Below are 21,005 nucleotides of genomic sequence, written 5' to 3'. Positions count from 1 at the left end.
CGATGGCTTATCGGCGCGGAGCAGATTTGCATTCGCGCCAAGTCTGTAAACCTGCCATAATCTCCCGTTCATCACTTGTTTCACTCACATAGTTAGTCCTTGATGATCTCAAAAACTTTTTCCGCGGATGGTGCACTAGGCAAAGCGATCCCGGGGTTTCAACCTAGACAAGCTCAGTTAGATATGGCTGAGTCTGTGGTTAAAGCGATTAAACATGACCAGCAAGTCGTCATCGAAGCAGGTACTGGTACGGGAAAAACCTTTGCTTATTTAGTTCCTTCTCTTTTGAGTGGTAAAAAGACCATCATCAGTACGGGCTCGAAAAATTTGCAAGAGCAGTTGTTTCACCGCGATCTACCTTTGATGACTGATGCATTGGGGTTTTATGGTCAGGTGGCGCTGCTAAAAGGCCGAGCAAACTACTTGTGCTTAGATCGCCTTAGCCGACAAATGGTGGAGAGTCATGGACATCATGCCGATCCAACACTGCTTAGCCAGTTGGTTAAAGTGCGCTCATGGGCGAGCGAGACCAATAGTGGGGATTTAGGCGACTGTGACGAAATCGCTGAAGATAGCCCTGTGATCCCAACCATTACTTCAACCAACGACAATTGCTTAGGTAAAGAGTGCCCCAGTTATCAAGATTGCTTTGTTCTTAAGGCTCGCAAAAAAGCCATGGATGCAGATGTTGTGGTGGTCAACCATCATTTGTTTTTGGCCGATCTAGCGATCAAAGAAACGGGGTTTGGGGAGCTGATACCTGAAGCTGAAGTATTTATCTTTGATGAGGCTCACCAGCTACCTGATATTGCTAGCCAGTACTTTGGTCAATCTCTGTCCAGTCGCCAAATACAGGAACTTTCCAAAGATATTGAAATTGGCTATCGCACCGAAGCGAAAGACATGCGCCAATTGCAAAAGATCAGTGATAAATTACAGCAAAGTGCGATGGATTTGCGAGTGGCGCTAGGTGAGCCCGGTTACCGTGGTAATTGGCGTGAAGCCATTCAGTCTCCCTCAATTTCAAGAGAGTTAGAGCGTTTACGCGAGTCCTTAGACTTTTGTCTCGAAGTACTCAAATTAGCGCTAGGCCGTAGCCAACTTTTGGATACGGCTTATGAGCGAGCAAGTACGATTCAAGCGAGGCTAGAACGCATTTGCGAAGTCTCCATAACGGGGTATTCCTATTGGTACGATACTTCCCCACGTCACTTCAGCTTGCATATTACACCGCTTTCGGTATCGGATAAGTTTCGGGAACAGATCGAACTTAAGCAAGGGGCATGGATATTTACTTCTGCGACCTTGGGGGTAAAAGGGGATTTTGGTCACTTTACTTCTCGTCTAGGGTTAAAACCTGAGACGGAAATGTCACTGCCAAGTCCATTTGACTACCAAAGTCAGGCAAGGCTATGTGTTCCGCGTTACCTTCCGGAGCCGAATAGCCCGGGTATGGCGGATAAGCTCGTTCGCATGCTCAGTCCTTTGATTGAGCAGAATCAGGGGCGCTGTTTTTTCCTTTGTACCTCTCATAGCATGATGCGAGAGCTAGGTGAGAGATTCCGCGAATGCTTGAGTATTCCGGTGCTGATGCAAGGGGAAACCAGTAAACAAAAAACTCTGGCAGAGTTTATGGAGCTGGGTAATGCTTTGTTGGTGGCGACCGGAGCATTTTGGGAAGGGATTGATGTTAGAGGTGATACACTGAGCTGTGTTATTATAGACAAATTACCTTTCACTGCACCTGATGACCCGTTGCTTAAGGCGCGGATAGAAGATTGCCAGCTTAAAGGTGGTGACCCTTTTTCTCAGGTCCAGATTCCGGATGCCGTGATTACCCTTAAACAAGGAGTCGGGCGGTTAATCCGAGATAAGAAAGACAAAGGTGCGCTGATCATTTGTGACAATCGATTAGTTACACGTGATTATGGTGGCGTTTTCTTGGCCAGCCTCCCACCGATTCCTCGAACACGGGATTTAGGTCTGGTACAGGATTTCCTTAAGCAAATTTCAGAAACAACCGAATAATCAGAGAATTCAATGAGCGCAAAAATTCTTGCCTTAGACACGTCAACAGAGAACTGTTCTGTTGCATTGCTAGTTAACGATCAGATCTATGTTCGCAGTGAAGTTGCACCGCGAGACCACACTAAGAAAATCCTCCCTATGGTAGACGAAGTGTTAAACGAAGCCGGGATGACTCTGGCAGAGCTTGATGCTCTTGCGTTTGGTCGTGGCCCAGGCAGCTTTACAGGTGTACGCATTGGCATCGGTATTGCACAAGGTTTAGCATTTGGTGCTGACCTGCCTATGATTGGGATTTCAACATTGCAAGCAATGGCTCAAGGTAGCTACCGTAAACACGGCGTAAGTCATGTAGCGTGTGCGATTGACGCGCGAATGAGCGAAGTCTACTGGGGGCGTTTTTCGCGTCAAGAAGATGGCACTTGGATTGCTGTTGATGCCGAATGTGTTATTCCTCCTGCGATTTTGGCTGAAAATAGCCAAAGTGACGAACAACGCTGGTTGACTGCAGGAACGGGTTGGGAAGCGTATCAGGAAGTGCTAGCTGAGCTGAAATTTGAAGTCGCGGCGGGAGAGGTTCTTTTCCCAGATGCAGAAGATATCGTCGCACTGGCGAAATTCGAATTGGAACGGGGCAACACCGTGACGGTTGAGGATGCAAGTCCTGTGTATCTTCGTGATACCGTAGCATGGAAGAAATTGCCAGGCAGAGAATAAGGTGTAATTAGACGGATAGTATGGTTTCGATTAATGGATTGCCTCCTTCGGTTCCGGGACCGAATAAGGCCAATAAAACCGGAAAAAAAGATGAGGCGAGAAAGTCTCAGAATAAGCCGTCTGTTGGTCAGCCATCTAAAGTCGCCAACGCGGTGGCGCACTCTATTCGTCATGTCCATGAAGCAGACATCCATAAAGCTCAAGTGCAATACGACTTGCCCGAAGGTCAGGGCCGTAAAGCAATGGAAGAGTATATGAATGTCATGAACCAATCTAAGCGTGATGAACTATCACAGCTGTTGGGTGTCGATATCTATATATAACTTATGGGTAAGTCCTTATGATGTCTCGCTTTTTCAAAATTATTCCCGTGGCAAGTATCCTTACTGTATTGACCGCGTGCAGTACTCTCCCTGAAAACCTTGCGTCTGATAATCCGGATTTGCAAACCAATTATTCTGGCTGGCAGTCTTCAGCATCACAAGAGCAAGAGCTTCGCTTGGGGGGCGTCATCGCTTCAGTTACTAACCTTAAAGATAAGACGAGAGTTGAAGTGGTGAATCTGCCTATCAGCTCTAATGGTAAGCCTGATATTAACCAAGAACCTCAAGGTCGATTCGTAGGCTATATCGACGGTTTTGCCGACCCTGTGACTCTTTCTCAAGGTCGATTGATTACTTTGCTCGGTGATAGCAGTGGCACTGAAGCTGCCAAAGTGGGTGAGTATAGCTACGATTTTCCAGTCATGAATATCAAGAGTTATCATCTGTGGCGAATTGAAGAGCGTGTAATTGTGCACGATGATTTTGGATCCTCAAGGTACCCTTGCCGAAGTTTGTATTGTCGTGACCTCACCCGAGGAACCAGACAGGGCAAAGTGATCCAAGAAGTCAAATGACCTGCAGAGATACCAGTTACTCAATTGCTGATGGGCATATTACCGCCATAGAATACGGAGATAGTCAGGCGTCAGACTGCAGCATCGTCTTTATTCACGGTTGGTTGGATAACGCCGCCAGTTTTGAATCTGTAATGCAGGCGTTGCACCAGTCAGCGCCTTTCTTACATCTTTGTGCTATCGATTTGCCCGGTCATGGTCACTCTAGCCATAAGTTAGGTAGCAATTTTTACCCATTTCATGATTATATTGACGATGTTTACCAGTTTTTGGCTAAGTTATCGCCAAACAGGTTAGTGTTGGTTGGTCATTCACTTGGTGCTTTGATTGCAAGTTGCTATAGTGCCGCCTTTCCTGAACAAATCAGTGGATTAGTTCAGATAGAAGGGCGTGGGCCTCTAGCGGAAGAAGAAAGTAAAACCGTTTCTCGCTTAAGAGAAGGTGTTTTGAGCCGACAGAGAATACGCAATAAACCGACCAGAGCATTTGATTCCGATACTACCGCTATCGAGGTCAGGGCCAAGATTAATCAAATCTCTCCTGAACTTATCAGCCCTGTTGTCAAAAGAGCACTGGCAAGGACTGATGATGGCTGGGTATGGCGTCACGATGAAAAATTACAAAGCCAGTCTTTGTATCGAATGTCTTTTGAGCACGCGCAATCCGTTTGCCAACAGATAGTTTGCCCCCAGATCATTGTCATGGGCGAACAAGGTTTTCCCCACTTGCAGAAACCAACAAATGATGCCTCGATGAATACCGATGTTGTCGCGGTACCTGGTGGACATCACTGCCATCTACAAGTCCCTTCTAGAGTATCTAACCTAATTTTTGGCTTAGTTAACAAAATTTAAACAAGTGTTTGAGTCTTTCGTGCTCAAGCACTTGGCCTGTGTTGTAATGGTCGTCAATAAAAAACACGGCGTTTCGTCGACAACAGCCAGCTTATTTCGAGGAGTATTACCGTGGATAAACCTTGGTTATCACGTTATCCGAGCGATGTGCCAGAACACATCAACCCAGATCAATATCCGTCATTGGTGGAAATGTTTGAGCAGTCAGTACAAAAATTTGCTGATCAGCCTGCCTTTATGAATATGGGCTCGGTTATGACGTTCCGTAAACTAGAGGAACGTAGTCGTGCTTTCGCTGCTTATCTGCAAAATGAACTGAAATTGCAAAAAGGTGACCGTGTTGCTTTGATGATGCCAAACTTACTGCAATATCCAGTTGCACTGTTTGGTGTTCTGCGTGCAGGGCTTATTGCTGTTAATGTGAACCCTCTTTACACCCCACGTGAACTTGAACACCAGCTCAACGATTCTGGCGCCAAAGCGATCGTGATTGTCTCTAACTTTGCTAATACCTTAGAGCAAGTTGTCGAAAACACCCCTGTGAAACATGTAGTGCTGACTAGCCTTGGTCAGATGCTTCCACGTGCGAAAGGGACGATTGTCGATTTTGTTGTAAAGTACGTTAAAGGTATGGTGCCTAAGTATGATTTACCAGGTGCAATCTCCATGCGCAAGGCTCTTCATAAAGGTCGACGCTTGCAATACGTTAAGCCTTTTATGTCCGGGGATGATATTGCTTTTCTTCAGTACACCGGTGGGACAACAGGGGTCGCGAAAGGTGCAATTCTGACTCATAGCAATATGATTGCTAATATCATGCAAGCAAAAGGTATGTATGGGCCAGTTCTCATAGAAGGTCGAGAAGTGGTTGTAACCGCTCTACCGCTTTATCATGTTTTTGCTCTCACGGTGAATTGCTTATTGTTCCTTGAGCTTGGCGGGCGCAATTTGTTGATCACCAACCCTAGAGATATTCCTGGTTTTGTCAAAGAGCTTCAAAAGTGTCCATTCACTGCGATCACAGGCGTAAACACTCTTTTCAATGCTTTGGTCAACAATGAAGATTTCCATGAACTCGACTTCAGTAATCTCAAATTGGCGGTAGGTGGCGGTATGGCCGTTCAGCGTGCTGTTGCTGAACAATGGAAGAAGACCACGGGTGTCTATCTGTTAGAAGGTTATGGACTGACCGAGTGTTCTCCATTGGTGACAGTTAACCCTTATGATCTGACGGAGTATACGGGCGCAATTGGTTTGCCAGTCCCTTCTACTGAAGTTCGTATTGTTGATGATGAAGGTAACCCAGTACCAAATACGGAAGTAGGTGAGCTACAAGTTCGCGGGCCACAGGTGATGCAAGGTTACTGGCAAAGACCGGAAGCCAGCAAAGAGGTGATCAATGGTGAAGGCTGGCTGTCTACTGGTGACATTGTTAAATTTGACGATGAAGGTCTTATCCATATTGTAGATCGCAAAAAGGATATGATTCTAGTCTCGGGCTTTAATGTTTATCCGAACGAGATTGAAGATGTGGTTGCACTGCACGGTAAAGTTCTGGAAGTTGCCGCGATTGGTCAGCCACATGAAGTATCAGGAGAATTGGTTAAAATCTATGTGGTTAAGCGTGATCCAAGCCTGACAAAAGATGAGATCATTGCTCACTGCCGCCAGCATCTAACGGGTTATAAAGTACCTAAGCTGGTTGAATTCAAAGATGAGCTGCCGAAAACCAACGTGGGTAAAATATTGCGTCGTGTTCTTCGTGAAGAGAATGATGCAAACCTAGCGAAGGCCAGCTAAAGTTAAAAATAAGCAGAACCAAGTGTTTAGTGTTAAAATGCCGACTAATACCAGTCGGCATTTTTATTTGCAGGCCCCATTAGTCACAGTGAGAACTTTGTGAATTATCAGATCATTACCTGTCCAGAACAGCTAGAAAGTGTGTGTCAACAAGCTCGAGAAACGGATGTTGTTATGCTCGATACTGAGTTTGTTCGAACTCGCACCTATTATCCTCAGCTTGGCCTTATTCAGTTGTTTGATGGTGAGAAACTTTCTCTGATTGATCCAACGGTCATCGATGATATGACAGCCTTTGTGCACCTTCTTAAAGATACCTCAGTGGTTAAGGTCTTGCATGCATGTGGTGAAGACTTGGAAGTGTTTAATAACAGCTTTGGGTGCCTACCATTCCCAATGGTGGATACTCAACTGATGGCTGCATTTTTAGGGCATGGTTTGTCGACGGGTTTCGCTTCTTTGGTTGAATCTTATCTGGCGATTGAACTGGATAAAAGTGAGTCTCGGACAGACTGGTTAGCGAGGCCATTGACTGATAAACAGCTCGATTATGCGGCAGCGGATGTCTACTACTTGTTCCCGTTGTACGAAAAGTTGCACGATGACATTGTTCAGGCTGGTTGGTGGGAAGCAGCTCAGCAGGAAAGTGAGTTACTGGCGACTAAACGTATCAAATCTGTTAATGCTGAATATGCTTACCTTGATATTAAAGGCGCATGGCAACTTAAACCTCGCGAGTTAGCAATATTGAAGCCTCTTGCCACTTGGCGTTATAAAGAGGCGGTACGCCGCGACTTAGCATTGAACTTCGTTTTCAAAGAGAATGATTTACTTACTATTGCTAAGCTCGGTTTGCAAAACAAACAACGAATGGAACAAGAAGGTATGGATCTTCGCTCAGTGCAACGACACAGTGCGAGAATAATCTCTATTGTTAAGTCAGCACGTATGACGCCTGCGGAGGAGTATCCAGAAAAAATTGAACGCTTAATGGATATGCCGGGCTACAAGCAGAAATTTAAGACATTAAAAGATGAAGTGAAAAAAGTCTCACAGTCTTCTGGTCTGGCAACGGAGTTCTTATCCTCTAAGAAACAGCTTAATCAGCTGATCAGTTGGGTATGGAAAAAGGATCGAGATCCGGCACACTTACCAGATGTAATGCAGGGTTGGCGGCTGGAGTTGATGGGTGAAAAGTTAAGCAAGCATTTGTAGCGGATAATAAAAGGGCTTCCATGTGGAAGCCCTTGATGTATTTGCTTAACCCGCTAATACGTCGGTTGCGACTTTATAGCTTGGATCTTCTTTGACGTTAATCTCGACCAAGCTGCCTGCTTTGTCGAGTAGTTTGCGACAGTCTGGGCTTAGGTGGCGTAGATGAAGTGTCTTACCTTGCGCAGCGTAACGCTCAGCTAGTGTTTCTATCGCTTCAATAGCCGAGTGGTCGGTGACGCGAGAATCGGCAAAATCAACGATCACGTCACTTGGGTCTTCGTGAGCATCGAAAATTTCAAGGAAGTTAGCAACGGAACCGAAGAAGACCGGGCCGTGGATTTTGTACTCTTTAGAGCCTTCCTCATTTATATTAGTGTCGGCATAAATATGCTTCGCATGTTGCCATGCAAACATAAGTGCGGATGCGATAACCCCAACAAATACCGCGATAGCAAGGTCAGTCAATACTGTAACCACTGTAACTAGTACAATTACGAAGAAATCTTGTTTTGGTACACGACGAGCCAGTTTGAACGTTGCCCATTCAAAAGTACCAATCACAACCATAAACATGACACCGACTAGGGCTGCAAGAGGGATCATCTCAATGAGAGAGGAAGCAAACAGGATGAATATTAACAGCGCAGATGCCGCCACGATGCCTGATAAGCGTCCGCGACCACCGGAGTTAACGTTGATCATCGATTGGCCAATCATTGCGCAACCACCCATAGCCCCAAACACAGAACACGTCATATTTGCCATACCCTGACCAATACATTCACGGTTTGATTGACCACGTGTGTTTGTCATTTCGTCGAGAACAGTCAGTGTTAGCAGAGATTCAATCAGACCAATCGCTGCAAGAATAATGGCGTAAGGCAGAATGATTTGTAGAGTTTCAAGTGTGAATGGCACCATAGGGATGGAGAAGGTTGGGAGCGAGCCTGCCAGCGTTGCAGCGTCATCACCTGACATCGTGCGTAGGAAGTCGACAACGGTACGGGTTTCCAGATCTAAGCCTACTACCAAAGCTGTCACTGTAACGATCGCTACCAAGGACGATGGTACGGCGGTCGTGAACTTTGGTAGGAAGTGGATAATAGCCATAGTTAGCGCCACCAAACCCAACATCAGCATCATTTGGTCTTGAGGTAGCCAAGTTAGCATGCCATTAATGTCCGGGGCTTTAAACTGACCAAGCTGAGCTAGGAAAATAACAATCGCCAGGCCATTCACAAAACCAATCATAACTGGATGCGGCACGATGCGAATGAATTTGCCGAGCTTAAACAAGCCCGCCGTTACTTGGAGGATACCTGCTAGCATGATCGCTGCGAACAGATACTGAACTCCATGGGATGCAACCAGTGATACCATAACAACAGCCATTGCGCCTGTTGCACCAGAGATCATACCGGGACGACCACCGAAGATAGAGGTAATAAGGCCAACAATGAATGCCGCGTAGAGACCAACCATAGGGTCAACGCCTGCAACGAATGCAAAAGCAACGGCTTCAGGCACTAACGCTAACGCAACAGTTAGGCCGGATAACACGTCGTTTTTTACAGAGTGTTTCGAAAATTGAGGGAATTCAAACATGATTGCTCAGTTATGCTAAATGTTTACGGTTATTCTGAATATCAGAGAACGACAGTTTAAAGTATAGGTTCTGGTTTAGTTTTCATGTGAGCAAAATGCGATGTAAAAGAGCACTGAAAACCAAACAATTGATTCAGATCGAGTCGGCGAATGCTACCTAAAAGTGTGATTAAGTTCAACAAAGAAGCCAATATTGGCTAATATTTGTGACAAATAGTGAGAGCAGTCATGAACTGCCCTAGGCATATATAAAAAAACAGCCCCAAAATGGGGCTGTTTTACTCTTCATCAAATCTAATTAAAAACTTTGAGGCTTTGCCATTGCAGCACTGGCTTTATTGCTAGCAACTTGGCTGCCTGCCCCTTTAGATAGATAACGCTCTTCACGGAAAGGTGCCGCAACCACATTGATTTCTTTCATCTCTGTAGTCCCTGGCGCTTTAGCCATTGGTGCAGAAGCGTGACCTTTAAAGGCTTTAGGCACGACAATATCTGAGCTTGGCTGAGTTTCAGGCGCGACAACCGTTTCTTTTACGGTGTTTTCTTCGACTACCGGTATAACGTCAGCTTTTGTTTCTTCAGTCGCTGTAGCTGCTATTGGAGCTGCTTCAACCGCTGTGGTCGCTTCAACTGGCTCAGCTTGTTCCACTACTGGCTCAATCACAGGTTCTTGTTGGCGAACAATTACTTTGCCCATTGCCATTTCTGGACAAGCAAAACCTCCAATGATAGCTGTAGCTTCAGCGCTAGCGACTTGCTCAGTCTTTGCTTTCTGCTTAGCTTCTGGTTTGGTAATACCGTAACTTGGCATGACTTTACCCATTGCCATTTCTGGCGAAGCGACACCACCTTTACGTAGACGGAAAGGATTAGGGCGACGATCACGACCACGACGACGGCGCTGTCCACTTGCACGAAGATGACGTGGTGAACGACGGTTACGGCGCTGTTTTGGTTGTTCGCCTTCTTCCGCTGCTGCTTCTTCAACAGATTGCTCAACCGCTTCTGCTACCGCTTCGGTTTTAACCTGTTTCACTTCTTCAACAGCTTCAGCTTGGGCTTTCTGATCTTTTACGCGAACCTGCTTATTCAGTTTACGGCGCTGGCGGCGCTCTTTAACTTTTGCAGCCTTTTCTTCTGCGCGATTAGGTTTGTCGTCTTTTTGGGCTTCAGCGGCAAGTTTTAGGCCCTCTTCAGCAACTTTACTTGCTTTTGCATCATCACGCTGCTTGTTACGGCGGTCTTGCTTAGGCTTACGGTTTTGCTGCTTACGCTCATTAGAAGCTGCTTTGTTCTCATTCGCAGATTCATCACGCTCACGTTGAGGCTTGTTACGTTTATTATCACGCTTGTCTTCACGATTCTCGTTACGGTTGTCACGAGAGTTGCGACGACGCTGGTCATTACGATTACGGCGGTTGCGATTGTTACGCTGACCTTCTTTCTTCGTATGCTTCGGTGTCTCTTCTGGCTGCTCTTTTTCAGCATCTGAACTGAACAGGAAGCTACCTAATGCTTTGAAGAATCGAGTCACTAAGCTAGGTTTCTCCTCGCTAGGCTCTGTTTTCTTCTCAGGTGTCTTCACTGGTTGTTTAGGCGCTGGTGCTGACTGGGAAGGTGCAGCGAAACCTTTAAGTGCTGGTTCTTCGAGTTTCTTTGGTTTAACTTCGGTTTCCGTGGTCTCGCGGCCTTCCGCTTCTTTCATTGACTCGAGTTTCTTAGGCAGCAAGTAAGACAGTAAATCAAACTCTTCACCTTCACGAACTCGGATCACTTCGAAATGCGGTGTTTCCATGTCTGAGTTAGGAACTACCGTGATCTTCACTTCCTGAATGCGTTCAATGTGGTTAACCGAGCGGCGTTTTTCATTCAGAAGGTATGATGCAATTGGAACAGGAACAACAGCCAAAACTTGAGCTGTGTTGTCTTTCAATGCCTCTTCTTCAATTAAACGAAGAACGGAAAGTGCAAGAGACTCGTTATCACGCACTACACCTGTACCACTACAGCGAGGACAGATATGGTGGCTAGCCTCTGCAAGAGACGGGCTCAGGCGTTGGCGAGACATCTCTAGTAGCCCAAAGCGTGAGATACGACCAATTTGGACGCGAGCACGGTCAAGACGAACAGCATCACGCAGACGGTTTTCAACTTCACGTTGATGACGAACAGGCGTCATATCAATGAAGTCGATAACAACAAGACCACCTAAGTCACGAAGGCGAAGCTGGCGTGCAATCTCATCCGCTGCTTCAAGGTTGGTGTTCAGTGCAGTTTCTTCGATATCGCCGCCTTTCGTTGCACGAGCGGAGTTAATATCGATTGACGTTAGTGCTTCTGTTGGATCAATCACAATTGAACCACCAGATGGCAAGCGCACTTCTCGTTGGAAAGCGGATTCAATCTGGCTTTCAATCTGATAATGGCTAAATAGAGGTACTTCACCGTCGTATTTTTTGACTCGATTCACGAAGTCAGGGCGAACAAGGCGAATGTGCTCTAATGCACGCTCATAGATGGTATTGCTATCAATCAGAATTTCACCAATATCACGACGAAGATAATCGCGAATGGCGCGTACGATAACATTACTTTCTTGGTGGATCAGAAGAGGGGCGGGGTTAGCATCAGAGGCTTGTTTGATCGCTCCCCAGTGGTTGAGTAGTACATTTAAGTCCCACTCAAGCTCTTCTGCGCTTTTACCAACACCTGCAGTGCGAACGATAAGGCCCATGCCTTGCGGCAGTTCCAAAGTGCTCAGTGCGGCTTTAAGTTGAGTGCGCTCATCCCCTTCGATTCGGCGAGAGATACCACCGGCACGAGGGTTATTTGGCATCAGAACAAGGTAACTACCAGCAAGAGAGATAAAAGTCGTGAGTGCAGCGCCTTTGCTGCCTCGTTCTTCTTTCTCAACCTGAACAATCACTTCCTGGCCTTCAGTCAGCACTTCTTTAATGCTAGGTCGGCCTTGGTAGGTGTAGCCTTCAGGGAAATATTCGCGGGCAATTTCTTTTAGAGGGAGGAAACCGTGTCTTTCAGCACCATAATCAACGAAGGCTGCTTCCAGACTTGGTTCGATGCGAGTGATACGTCCTTTGTAGATATTTGCTTTTTTGGATTCGTGGCCTGGGCTTTCGATATCTAAATCATATAAGCGCTGACCATCAACCAAAGCAACACGCAACTCTTCTTTTTGAGTTGCGTTGATTAACATTCTTTTCATTGATAAATCTCGTTGTCATTCTATGTCTTCTTGCTGCCTGATAATTTCTTTCACGGTGCCTGATCCCATGGCTTAATGTGTGCAGCCTCCCGGCTGGAGGGATGCTCTTTGGGCACGTCAGTCTTACAAACGTTTGGCTTGTAAGCCGCAATAGTGGCGGATGATACTCAACATGAAAGATTTTTGAGTAGGGCAGCAAGCTGTACTAATCCCGAAAATGTCTTACGCCATATGCTGCATTTTGGTAAATTAGCGGGCTACTCATTCTCTTGCTCAAAAGTGATCGGGCTTGTTTAAAATGCAACCTAATCATTCATTGCAGGTGTGAACTATAGCAGTACCCATTAAACTCAGCAATCTGCTTTATTATAAAACGCTAAAAAACCTAATTTTAAATTTTTTAAGTGCATGTATTTAAAAACTTTGTATAAGGTTTTTTGAAAATTGCAATTAGCTTGGTGGATTTTTATTCGTAGAACAACAGAAATTCATTCTAAGAGAGGGGATGATTAAGTTGTTGTCTAGAAAACGTGAACTTACGCAAGCTAGAATGATAGAATAGCCAAATGAGCGAAATTAGAACAAAAGTCCAGTTTGTCGATATCGACGAAGACATGGCTGGCCAGCGTATCGATAACTTCTTACGCAACCAACTGAAAAGCATTCCAAAAAGCATGGTTTACCGGATCTTGCGCAAGGGGGAAGTACGCGTAAACAAGAAGCGAATCAAAGCTGAATATAAATTGAAAGCGGGGGATTTAGTCAGAATTCCTCCTGTGACGATTGAAGAAAAGCAAGACGAAGTTGCACCAAGTGTCAAACTCAATAAGGTGGCTGAACTTGAACATATGATCATCCATGAAGATGAACATATGTTAATTCTAAACAAACCTTCGGGTACCGCTGTTCATGGTGGCAGTGGGCTAAAGTTTGGCGCGATTGAAGCATTACGTGCACTAAGACCTCAAGCTCGTTTTCTTGAACTAGTGCATCGTATTGACCGTGATACTTCTGGTATTTTGCTCGTGGCGAAAAAGCGTTCAGCTTTGCGCCATCTTCAAGCTCAGTTTCGAGAGAAAACCGTGCAGAAATACTACTTTGCCTTGGTTATGGGTCAGTGGAAAAGCAGCTGTAAGGTTGTCAAAGCGCCACTACTCAAAAATGAGGTGAATAGTATTGTGCGTGTGAATCCGCAGGGAAAGCCTTCAGAGACACGCTTTAAGATCATAGAAAAGCTCGCAGATGCGACTTTGATTCAGGCGAGTCCTATTACGGGGCGTACCCACCAAATCCGTGTTCATACTCAGTATACAGGTCATCCAATTGCTTGGGATGACCGATATGGTGATCGTCGATTTGATGCATATACCGCGAAAGTAGGGCTTGATCGCCTTTTCCTTCATGCAGCTAATATCAAGTTCCAACATCCATCTAATGACGAATGGATGGAGATAAGTGCCCCAATGGAGCCAAAGCTTGAAAAGGCATTAGCTGGACTTCGTAATCTTTAAATGAAGTGATAGGTCTCATAGGCGAGGGTTAAACAGTAACAGGGTTCTACTCTCGCGTGTTAATACACTCAATCTGATTAAAGTACAGAGACTCCTTGAGTTTCAAGCATATCTATCAGGTCAATCAAAGGAAGGCCAATTAAGGTGTTCGGGTCTTTACCTTCTAGTCGCTCAAATAAGGCGATGCCTAATCCTTCACTCTTAAAGCTACCTGCACAATAGAATGGTTGCTCTTTATCGACATAATTACAGATTTGTTGGTGCGTCAACTTTCGGAATTGAACGGTAAATGTATCTACCCGTACTTCTGTCTTTTCTGTTTCAGTGTTATGGATCGCTAGCCCAGTAAAAAATTGAATGGCCTTGCCGCTTTGTTGAGTGAGCTGCTGAATGGCTTTCTCCCTATTGTGAGGCTTACCTATTATCTGCCCATTAATAATACAAACCTGATCACTGCCTATGATCAGACTCGGTTGATCGGTCTGACAAGACTCAGCTTTACCTATTGCTAAGCGCTTGACTAGGTTTTCAGGTTGCTCATTAGAAAGTGGTGTCTCATCAAAACGAGGAGAGGCAGTGACAAAAGGGAGTGATAGCTTATTAAGCAGTTGTTTGCGATATGGAGAGGTTGAGGCTAAAACAAGTTGGTACTTTGACATTGTCTATTACAATCTTTCAGGGAGTTAGCCACAGCTTAATCGATATTACGCTAGTCGTCCTAGCTCTTCTGATACTAAGGAAAAAAACTCTAACTTTTTGTCCTTTTCCTTTGACTCAAAACGAATTGGAAGATAGAATTCGCGCCCTATGCAAAAGGTAAAAATACCGCGAACGGTTGATCCGGCACGCGCTGCTCAGAAGCGACTTGATTATGATGGTATCATTCAAGTTAGCCTTTTTAAGCGTTTGTTTGACTCAGTCGAAGGCGTTAAACGCGACGCTCAAGTGTCATTGTCATTTGAGTTAGATGAACAGCGGCTCGTTGTTATCTCTGGTAAAGCTAACATCGAAGTTGATTTAGAGTGTCAACGCTGTAATGAGGTTTTCGCACATGAGTGTGATGTCCAATTCACTTATACACCTTACAAAGGTGAAAAGACTGAAGAGGAAGCACCGGAAGAGTACGATTTGGTAGATCTGAACGAGTACGGTGAAATTGACCTAATACAGCTTGTTGAAGACGAGTTCATTCTAAACTTGCCTCAAATCGCAAAACATGATGAAGCGGACTGTAGCGTTAAATCAGACAATTTGGTATTTGGTGAAATTCCAGAAGAAATTGTGGAAGATAAGCCGAATCCATTCGATGTTTTAAAAAACTTAAAGAAGTAATTCTTTAAGAATTAACATAGGAGTAGGGTCAATGGCCGTACAAAAGAGCAAGAAATCACGTTCAAAGCGTGGCATGCGTCGTTCACACGATGCCCTATCTACAGCTGCACTATCTGTAGACGCAACTTCAGGTGAAACTCACCTGCGCCACAACGTAACTGCTGAAGGTTACTACCGTGGTAAAAAGGTTATCAACAAGTAAGGTTGACCTTTGCCTAATATAACCGTTGCACTTGATGCAATGGGCGGGGATTTCGGTCCTCGCGTCACAGTGCCTGCCGCCGTGCAGGCACTGTCGCATTTCCCAGAGCTGAAAGTGATCCTCACAGGTGATCGGACTGCGATCACAACTCAATTGTCATCTCTTGGTTATCAAACTGATGCTCGTCTGAGTATTCAGCACAGTGACCGGGTGATCTCTAACTCAGAAAAACCTTCTCTTGCGCTTCGGAACAGCAATGGTACTTCAATGGCTACCGCTATTGATGCTGTGGCTCAAGGCGAAGCCGATGCCTGTGTCAGTGGTGGTAACACTGGTGCACTTATGGCTTTGTCACGTTTTCGACTGAAACTACTACCGGGAATTGAGCGTCCAGCACTAATCTCAGCCTTACCGACCGCTTCCGGTGGTCGAACTTGGATGTTAGATCTTGGTGCTAATGTGTCGTGTGATGCGGATTCTCTGTTTCAGTTTGCGGTTATGGGTAGTGCTTTAACTGAACAGTATCTAGGCCGGCCTCCACGTGTTGCGATTCTTAATATCGGTGCCGAAGAAATTAAAGGTAACGATCTCGTAAAACGTTGTGCTGAAATGTTATCTCAGACGCAATCCGTGAATTTCGTCGGCTATATTGAAGGTAATCAGTTATTGCACGATTCTGCTGATGTGGTGGTTTGTGATGGTTTTGTCGGCAATGTGTGTCTCAAAGCATGTGAAGGTACCGCTCAACTGTTTATCGATAAGCTGAAAACGAGCATGATGGCTTCATCGATAAAAGGTTGGATTGCAAGAAAATTATTTTCTGGGCTATTTAATGAACTAAAAACATTGAACCCCGACCAGTATAACGGTGCAAGTTTGCTAGGATTGCGCGGCATTGTCATAAAAAGCCACGGAAGTGCTGATGTAGACGCGGTCATCAATGCCATTGGTGAAGCGTTACACGAGGTCAAACGACAAGTACCCAGCCGTATTAGTGATCGTTTGGAAGCGGTTTTACTCGAGAGGCATTATTAGTCTTCATGTATAGCAAAATTTTAGGTACTGGCAGCTACCTGCCATCTCAGGTGCGTTCAAACGCAGATTTAGAGAAAATGGTAGATACGAGTGATGAGTGGATTGTCGCTCGTACTGGTATTAAAGAGCGTCGCATCGCAGCCGAGGGTGAAACTGTTGCTGATATGGGGTATATCGCGGCAGAGAATGCTATTGAAATGGCGGGTATCGACAAAAACGATATCGACCTGATCATTGTCGCGACAACCAGTAGTAGTCATACTTTTCCATCTTCTGCGTGCCAAGTTCAGGCTAAATTGGATATCAAAGGTTGTCCTGCATTTGACATTGCCGCGGCATGTTCAGGTTTTGTCTACGCACTTTCTGTCGCTGACCAGCATGTCAAAACGGGTATGTGTAAGAATGTACTGGTTATCGGTTCAGATACTCTGTCGAAAACTTGTGATCCAACAGACCGTTCTACCATTATCTTGTTTGGTGATGGCGCTGGTGCAGTTGTTGTTGGTGCAAGTGAAGAGCCTGGGATTCTTTCAACGCATATCTACTCAGATGGCCGTTTCGGTGAGTTGCTAAGCCTTGAGGTTCCTGAGCGTGGTAAAGATGCTGATAAGTGGCTACATATGGCGGGCAACGAGGTCTTTAAAGTGGCGGTGACACAGCTGTCCAAACTCGTTAAGGACACGCTGGCTGCCAACGATATGCATAAGTCTGAACTAGATTGGTTAGTTCCTCATCAAGCCAATTACCGTATTATCTCCGCAACGGCTAAGAAGCTGTCTATGTCATTAGATCAAGTAGTGATTACACTGGATAGGCATGGCAATACATCAGCGGCCACTGTCCCGACAGCACTGGATGAAGCTGTGCGTGATGGGCGAATTAAACGTGGTCAGATGCTTCTGTTGGAGGCGTTTGGTGGCGGTTTTACTTGGGGCTCAGCTCTGGTTAAGTTCTAACCTCAATTGAATTTAAACTTTAAGGTGCCTTTTTAGGCATCTTTTCTTTCTTACTTTGTTTTAAGGAAAAGAAAATGAGCAATTTTGCTATCGTATTTCCAGGTCAAGGTTCTCAAGCTGTGGGTATGCTTGCAGAGCTTGGCGAACAGTATGAAGTAGTAAAAAACACTTTCGCAGAAGCGTCTGAGGCTCTCGGTTACGATCTTTGGGCGCTGGTTCAAAGTGGCCCTGCTGAAGATCTTAATCAGACATTCCGTACTCAACCAGCACTGTTAGCATCCTCGGTGGCTATCTGGCGTGTTTGGCAGCAGCTTGGCCTAGAACAGCCAGTAAACCTAGCGGGCCACAGTCTAGGTGAATATTCGGCATTAGTATGTGCTGGTGTGATTGACTTTAAACAAGCCATCAAACTGGTTGAACTACGTGGTCAGCTCATGCAGGAAGCAGTGCCAGCAGGCACTGGTGCTATGTTCGCAATCATCGGTCTAGATGATGAATCTATTGCTAAAGCATGTGAGGAAGCGGCTCAAGGTGAAGTGGTATCGCCAGTAAACTACAACTCACCAGGTCAGGTTGTGATTGCGGGGAGTAAGGATGCAGTCGAGCGTGCTGGAGCACTGTGTAAAGAAGCGGGGGCTAAGCGTGCTCTACCGCTACCTGTTTCCGTGCCTTCTCATTGTGCTTTGATGAAGCCAGCAGCAGATAAGCTTGCTATCGCTCTTGAAAACATCGAATTCAATGCACCTCAGCTGCCTGTGATCAATAACGTTGATGTTGTTGCTGAAACGGACCCTGCGAAAATTAAGAATGCACTTGTACGCCAGCTATACAGCCCAGTCCGTTGGACGGAAAGCGTACAGCTAATGAGCGAGCAAGGTGTTGAAAAACTTCTTGAATTAGGCCCAGGTAAAGTTCTAACGGGTCTGACAAAACGTATCGTAAAGACACTTAGTGGCGCTGCAGTTAACGATGCTGCATCTCTAGAAGCGGCTAAGTAAACTTTTAAGGAATAAATCATGATGAACCTAGAAGGCAAGATCGCACTGGTCACAGGCGCAAGTCGTGGTATTGGCCGTGCTATCGCTGAACTACTTGTTGAACGTGGTGCTAAGGTTATCGGTACTGCGACCTCTGAGAATGGTGCTGCTGCAATCAGTGAATACCTTGGTGAAAATGGGAAAGGTCTGGCGCTAAACGTGACAGATATCGAATCAATTGAAGCAACTCTGAAAAATATTAACGATGAGTTTGGCGCAATCGATATTCTGGTGAACAATGCAGGTATTACGCGTGATAATTTATTGATGCGTATGAAGGATGATGAATGGAATGACATCATCAATACTAACCTGACGCCTATCTACCGCATGTCTAAAGCTGTACTTCGTGGCATGATGAAGAAGCGTGCAGGTCGTATCATCAACGTTGGTTCTGTTGTTGGTACTATGGGTAATGCAGGTCAAACTAACTACGCAGCAGCAAAAGCAGGTGTGATTGGTTTCACTAAATCTATGGCACGTGAAGTGGCTTCTCGTGGTGTAACCGTTAACACCGTTGCACCAGGATTTATCGAAACTGACATGACTAAGGCGCTAAATGACGAGCAACGTGCAGCAACTTTGGCTAACGTCCCAGCTGGTCGTCTTGGTGACCCACGTGAAATTGCATCAGCAGTAGCGTTCTTAGCTTCTCCAGAAGCTGCGTACATTACTGGTGAAACTTTGCATGTTAATGGTGGCATGTACATGGTTTAATGCCTAATCTTGAACCAAATGGGCTATTTGCTGTCACAAAAGTAGCCTATAGTTTGTGATAACTGGCATTAAAATGCGCAACATTTGTGCATGATATAAGTCAAAAATGTATTGAATTTCGGTTAAAATCGCGAAAATTGTGGTTTGACCAGCAAGGACCCCCTTGCAACTTTCAATAGTTCGAATAAACTACGGAATCATCGCATTGAGCGAAATCTGTAAAGGAAAAGAAAAATGAGCAACATCGAAGAACGCGTAAAGAAAATCATTGTTGAACAGCTAGGTGTAGACGAAGCAGAAGTTAAAAATGAAGCTTCTTTCGTTGACGATCTAGGTGCTGATTCTCTAGACACTGTTGAACTAGTAATGGCTCTAGAAGAAGAATTTGACACTGAGATTCCAGACGAAGAAGCTGAGAAGATCACTACTGTTCAAGCTGCTATCGACTACGTGAACAGCGCTCAGTAATATCTCTCCCAGGCGGCCTTCTGGCCGCCTGTGTTCTTTTTATTCCTTCTATCCTCTCATAGAATCATTTCAATCCCGGAGAATAAAATCGTGTCCAAGCGTCGTGTTGTTGTCACTGGCATGGGTATGTTGTCACCGGTCGGCAACACTGTAGAATCATCCTGGAAAGCCTTGCTAGCTGGTCAAAGTGGTATTGTGAATATCGAGCACTTTGATACTGAAAATTTCTCAACTCGTTTTGCAGGCTTAGTAAAAGATTTCGACTGTACAGAGTACATGTCTAAAAAAGATGCTCGTAAGATGGACTTGTTTATCCAATACGGCATCGCTGCTGGTATCCAAGCTTTAGACGACTCTGGTTTACAAATTAATGAAGAAAACGCAGCGCGAGTAGGTGTTGCGATTGGTTCAGGCATCGGTGGTCTTGACCTTATTGAGTCTGGTCATACTGCACTAGTCGAAAAAGGCCCTCGCAAAGTTAGCCCATTCTTCGTCCCTTCAACCATTGTAAATATGGTTGCTGGTAACTTATCCATTATGCGTGGTTTGCGCGGTCCTAATATCGCGATTTCTACGGCGTGTACAACGGGTCTACATAATATCGGTCATGCTGCCCGTATGATTGCATACGGTGATGCTGACGCTATGGTTGCAGGTGGCGCAGAAAAAGCTTCGACTCCTCTGGGCATGGCTGGCTTTGGTGCAGCGAAAGCGCTGTCAACCCGTAATGACGAACCCCAAAAAGCTTCTCGCCCATGGGATAAAGACCGTGACGGTTTTGTACTGGGTGATGGCTCAGGTATCATTGTTCTGGAAGAGTACGAATATGCCAAAGCACGCGGTGCTAAGATCTACGCAGAGCTGGTTGGCTTTGGTATGTCTGGTGATGCTTACCACATGACCTCGCCGAGTGAAGATGGCTCTGGTGGTGCGCTGGCAATGGAAGCGGCAATGCGCGACGCTGGCATCACTGGTACACAGGTCGGCTATGTGAATGCACATGGCACGTCTACTCCGGCTGGCGATGTTGCTGAAGTGAAAGGCATCCGTCGTGCACTGGGCGAAGAAGGTACTCAGCAAGTGAAAGTTTCTTCTACCAAGTCAATGACGGGTCACCTACTTGGTGCTGCTGGTTCTGTTGAAGCCATTGTTACGATTATGTCTTTGGTTGATCAAATGGTTCCACCAACCATTAACTTAGACAACCGTGAAGAAGGCCTTGAAGACATTGATTTAGTCCCTCATACGGCAAAACCAATCGACTCAGAGTACGCTATCTGTAACTCATTTGGCTTTGGTGGTACAAATGGCTCGTTGGTTTTCAAAAAGATCTAAAGAGTCATTCTCTAATTTGTGATAAAACGGCTTAATGCTTTGGCATTAAGCCGTTTTCTTTTATTTGGGCACTGA

At 45.5% G+C, this 21,005-nt stretch carries 19 protein-coding genes; 16 read left to right on the top strand and 3 right to left on the bottom strand.

The annotated features are described in order from the left end of the window. Window positions 1-102 precede the first annotated feature (102 nt). From L1D31_RS09350 to rnd, 7 genes are all read left to right on the top strand, one after another. Window positions 103-2,028, top strand: coding sequence for an ATP-dependent DNA helicase (locus L1D31_RS09350; RefSeq protein ID WP_239836804.1), 1,926 nt, complete (start codon window positions 103-105; stop codon window positions 2,026-2,028). Between the two features lie 12 nt (window positions 2,029-2,040). Continuing rightward, window positions 2,041-2,742, top strand: coding sequence for a tRNA (adenosine(37)-N6)-threonylcarbamoyltransferase complex dimerization subunit type 1 TsaB (tsaB, locus tag L1D31_RS09345; RefSeq protein WP_239836803.1), 702 nt, complete (start codon window positions 2,041-2,043; stop codon window positions 2,740-2,742). A 20-nt stretch (window positions 2,743-2,762) separates the two neighbouring features. Next, window positions 2,763-3,065, top strand: a complete 303-nt coding sequence (locus L1D31_RS09340) for a chromosome partitioning protein ParA (RefSeq protein WP_239836802.1) — start codon at window positions 2,763-2,765, stop codon at window positions 3,063-3,065. A 17-nt stretch (window positions 3,066-3,082) separates the two neighbouring features. Continuing rightward, complete coding sequence (locus L1D31_RS09335; protein ID WP_239836801.1) at window positions 3,083-3,640, top strand: Slp family lipoprotein; 558 nt, start codon at window positions 3,083-3,085, stop codon at window positions 3,638-3,640. After that, window positions 3,637-4,494 (top strand): alpha/beta hydrolase, encoded by an 858-nt coding sequence (locus L1D31_RS09330; protein WP_239836800.1) that lies wholly within the window; start codon window positions 3,637-3,639, stop codon window positions 4,492-4,494. The genes L1D31_RS09335 and L1D31_RS09330 overlap by 4 nt, the downstream gene beginning before the upstream one ends. A 111-nt stretch (window positions 4,495-4,605) precedes the next feature. Then, window positions 4,606-6,294 carry a long-chain-fatty-acid--CoA ligase FadD gene (gene fadD, locus L1D31_RS09325; protein ID WP_239836799.1) on the top strand — a complete coding sequence of 563 codons (1,689 nt, stop codon included), beginning with the start codon at window positions 4,606-4,608 and terminating at the stop codon, window positions 6,292-6,294. A gap of 99 nt (window positions 6,295-6,393) precedes the next feature. Continuing rightward, complete coding sequence (gene rnd / locus L1D31_RS09320) at window positions 6,394-7,509, top strand: ribonuclease D (RefSeq protein ID WP_239836798.1); 1,116 nt, start codon at window positions 6,394-6,396, stop codon at window positions 7,507-7,509. Between the two features lie 45 nt (window positions 7,510-7,554). Here the strand turns inward: rnd and L1D31_RS09315 are convergent, their stop codons facing one another. Together L1D31_RS09315 and rne are read right to left on the bottom strand one after the other, a co-directional pair. Further along, on the bottom strand, window positions 7,555-9,114 hold the full coding sequence (locus tag L1D31_RS09315; RefSeq protein ID WP_239836797.1) for a SulP family inorganic anion transporter: 1,560 nt from the start codon (window positions 9,112-9,114) through the stop codon (window positions 7,555-7,557). 298 nt (window positions 9,115-9,412) lie between these two features. Further along, window positions 9,413-12,337 (bottom strand): ribonuclease E, encoded by a 2,925-nt coding sequence (gene rne, locus L1D31_RS09310; protein WP_239836796.1) that lies wholly within the window; start codon window positions 12,335-12,337, stop codon window positions 9,413-9,415. Window positions 12,338-12,903: 566 nt separating this feature from the next. Between rne and rluC the strand changes: the two genes are divergently transcribed. Further along, entirely contained in the window at window positions 12,904-13,848 is a 945-nt protein-coding gene (gene rluC, locus L1D31_RS09305) for a 23S rRNA pseudouridine(955/2504/2580) synthase RluC (RefSeq protein WP_239836795.1), read from the top strand. A 77-nt stretch (window positions 13,849-13,925) separates the two neighbouring features. On the opposite strand, the gene L1D31_RS09300 is transcribed toward rluC, so the two are convergent. Continuing rightward, on the bottom strand, window positions 13,926-14,507 hold the full coding sequence (locus tag L1D31_RS09300) for a Maf family protein (RefSeq protein WP_239836794.1): 582 nt from the start codon (window positions 14,505-14,507) through the stop codon (window positions 13,926-13,928). 148 nt (window positions 14,508-14,655) lie between these two features. On the opposite strand from L1D31_RS09300, the gene yceD reads away from it, so the two are divergent. From yceD to fabF, 8 genes are all read left to right on the top strand, one after another. Then, window positions 14,656-15,180, top strand: coding sequence for a 23S rRNA accumulation protein YceD (gene yceD, locus L1D31_RS09295; protein ID WP_239836793.1), 525 nt, complete (start codon window positions 14,656-14,658; stop codon window positions 15,178-15,180). 31 nt (window positions 15,181-15,211) lie between these two features. Next, window positions 15,212-15,382, top strand: a complete 171-nt coding sequence (rpmF, locus tag L1D31_RS09290; RefSeq protein WP_006959289.1) for a 50S ribosomal protein L32 — start codon at window positions 15,212-15,214, stop codon at window positions 15,380-15,382. A gap of 9 nt (window positions 15,383-15,391) precedes the next feature. After that, complete coding sequence (gene plsX / locus L1D31_RS09285; RefSeq protein ID WP_239836792.1) at window positions 15,392-16,417, top strand: phosphate acyltransferase PlsX; 1,026 nt, start codon at window positions 15,392-15,394, stop codon at window positions 16,415-16,417. A gap of 5 nt (window positions 16,418-16,422) precedes the next feature. Further along, window positions 16,423-17,373, top strand: coding sequence for a beta-ketoacyl-ACP synthase III (locus tag L1D31_RS09280; protein ID WP_239836791.1), 951 nt, complete (start codon window positions 16,423-16,425; stop codon window positions 17,371-17,373). A 74-nt stretch (window positions 17,374-17,447) separates the two neighbouring features. Further along, window positions 17,448-18,371, top strand: a complete 924-nt coding sequence (gene fabD, locus L1D31_RS09275; protein ID WP_239836790.1) for an ACP S-malonyltransferase — start codon at window positions 17,448-17,450, stop codon at window positions 18,369-18,371. A gap of 21 nt (window positions 18,372-18,392) precedes the next feature. Continuing rightward, window positions 18,393-19,127: a 3-oxoacyl-ACP reductase FabG gene (gene fabG, locus L1D31_RS09270; RefSeq protein ID WP_239836912.1), complete on the top strand. Its 735-nt coding sequence runs from the start codon at window positions 18,393-18,395 to the stop codon at window positions 19,125-19,127. Window positions 19,128-19,361: 234 nt separating this feature from the next. Continuing rightward, complete coding sequence (gene acpP, locus L1D31_RS09265; RefSeq protein WP_004406112.1) at window positions 19,362-19,595, top strand: acyl carrier protein; 234 nt, start codon at window positions 19,362-19,364, stop codon at window positions 19,593-19,595. A gap of 90 nt (window positions 19,596-19,685) precedes the next feature. Next, window positions 19,686-20,930, top strand: a complete 1,245-nt coding sequence (gene fabF, locus L1D31_RS09260) for a beta-ketoacyl-ACP synthase II (protein ID WP_239836789.1) — start codon at window positions 19,686-19,688, stop codon at window positions 20,928-20,930. Window positions 20,931-21,005: the final 75 nt, after the last annotated feature.

The sequence above is a fragment of the Vibrio sp. Isolate23 genome (assembly GCF_022398095.1).
Lineage (GTDB): Bacteria > Pseudomonadota > Gammaproteobacteria > Enterobacterales > Vibrionaceae > Vibrio > Vibrio coralliilyticus_A.
This window is presented reverse-complemented; position numbering and strand designations above follow the sequence as displayed.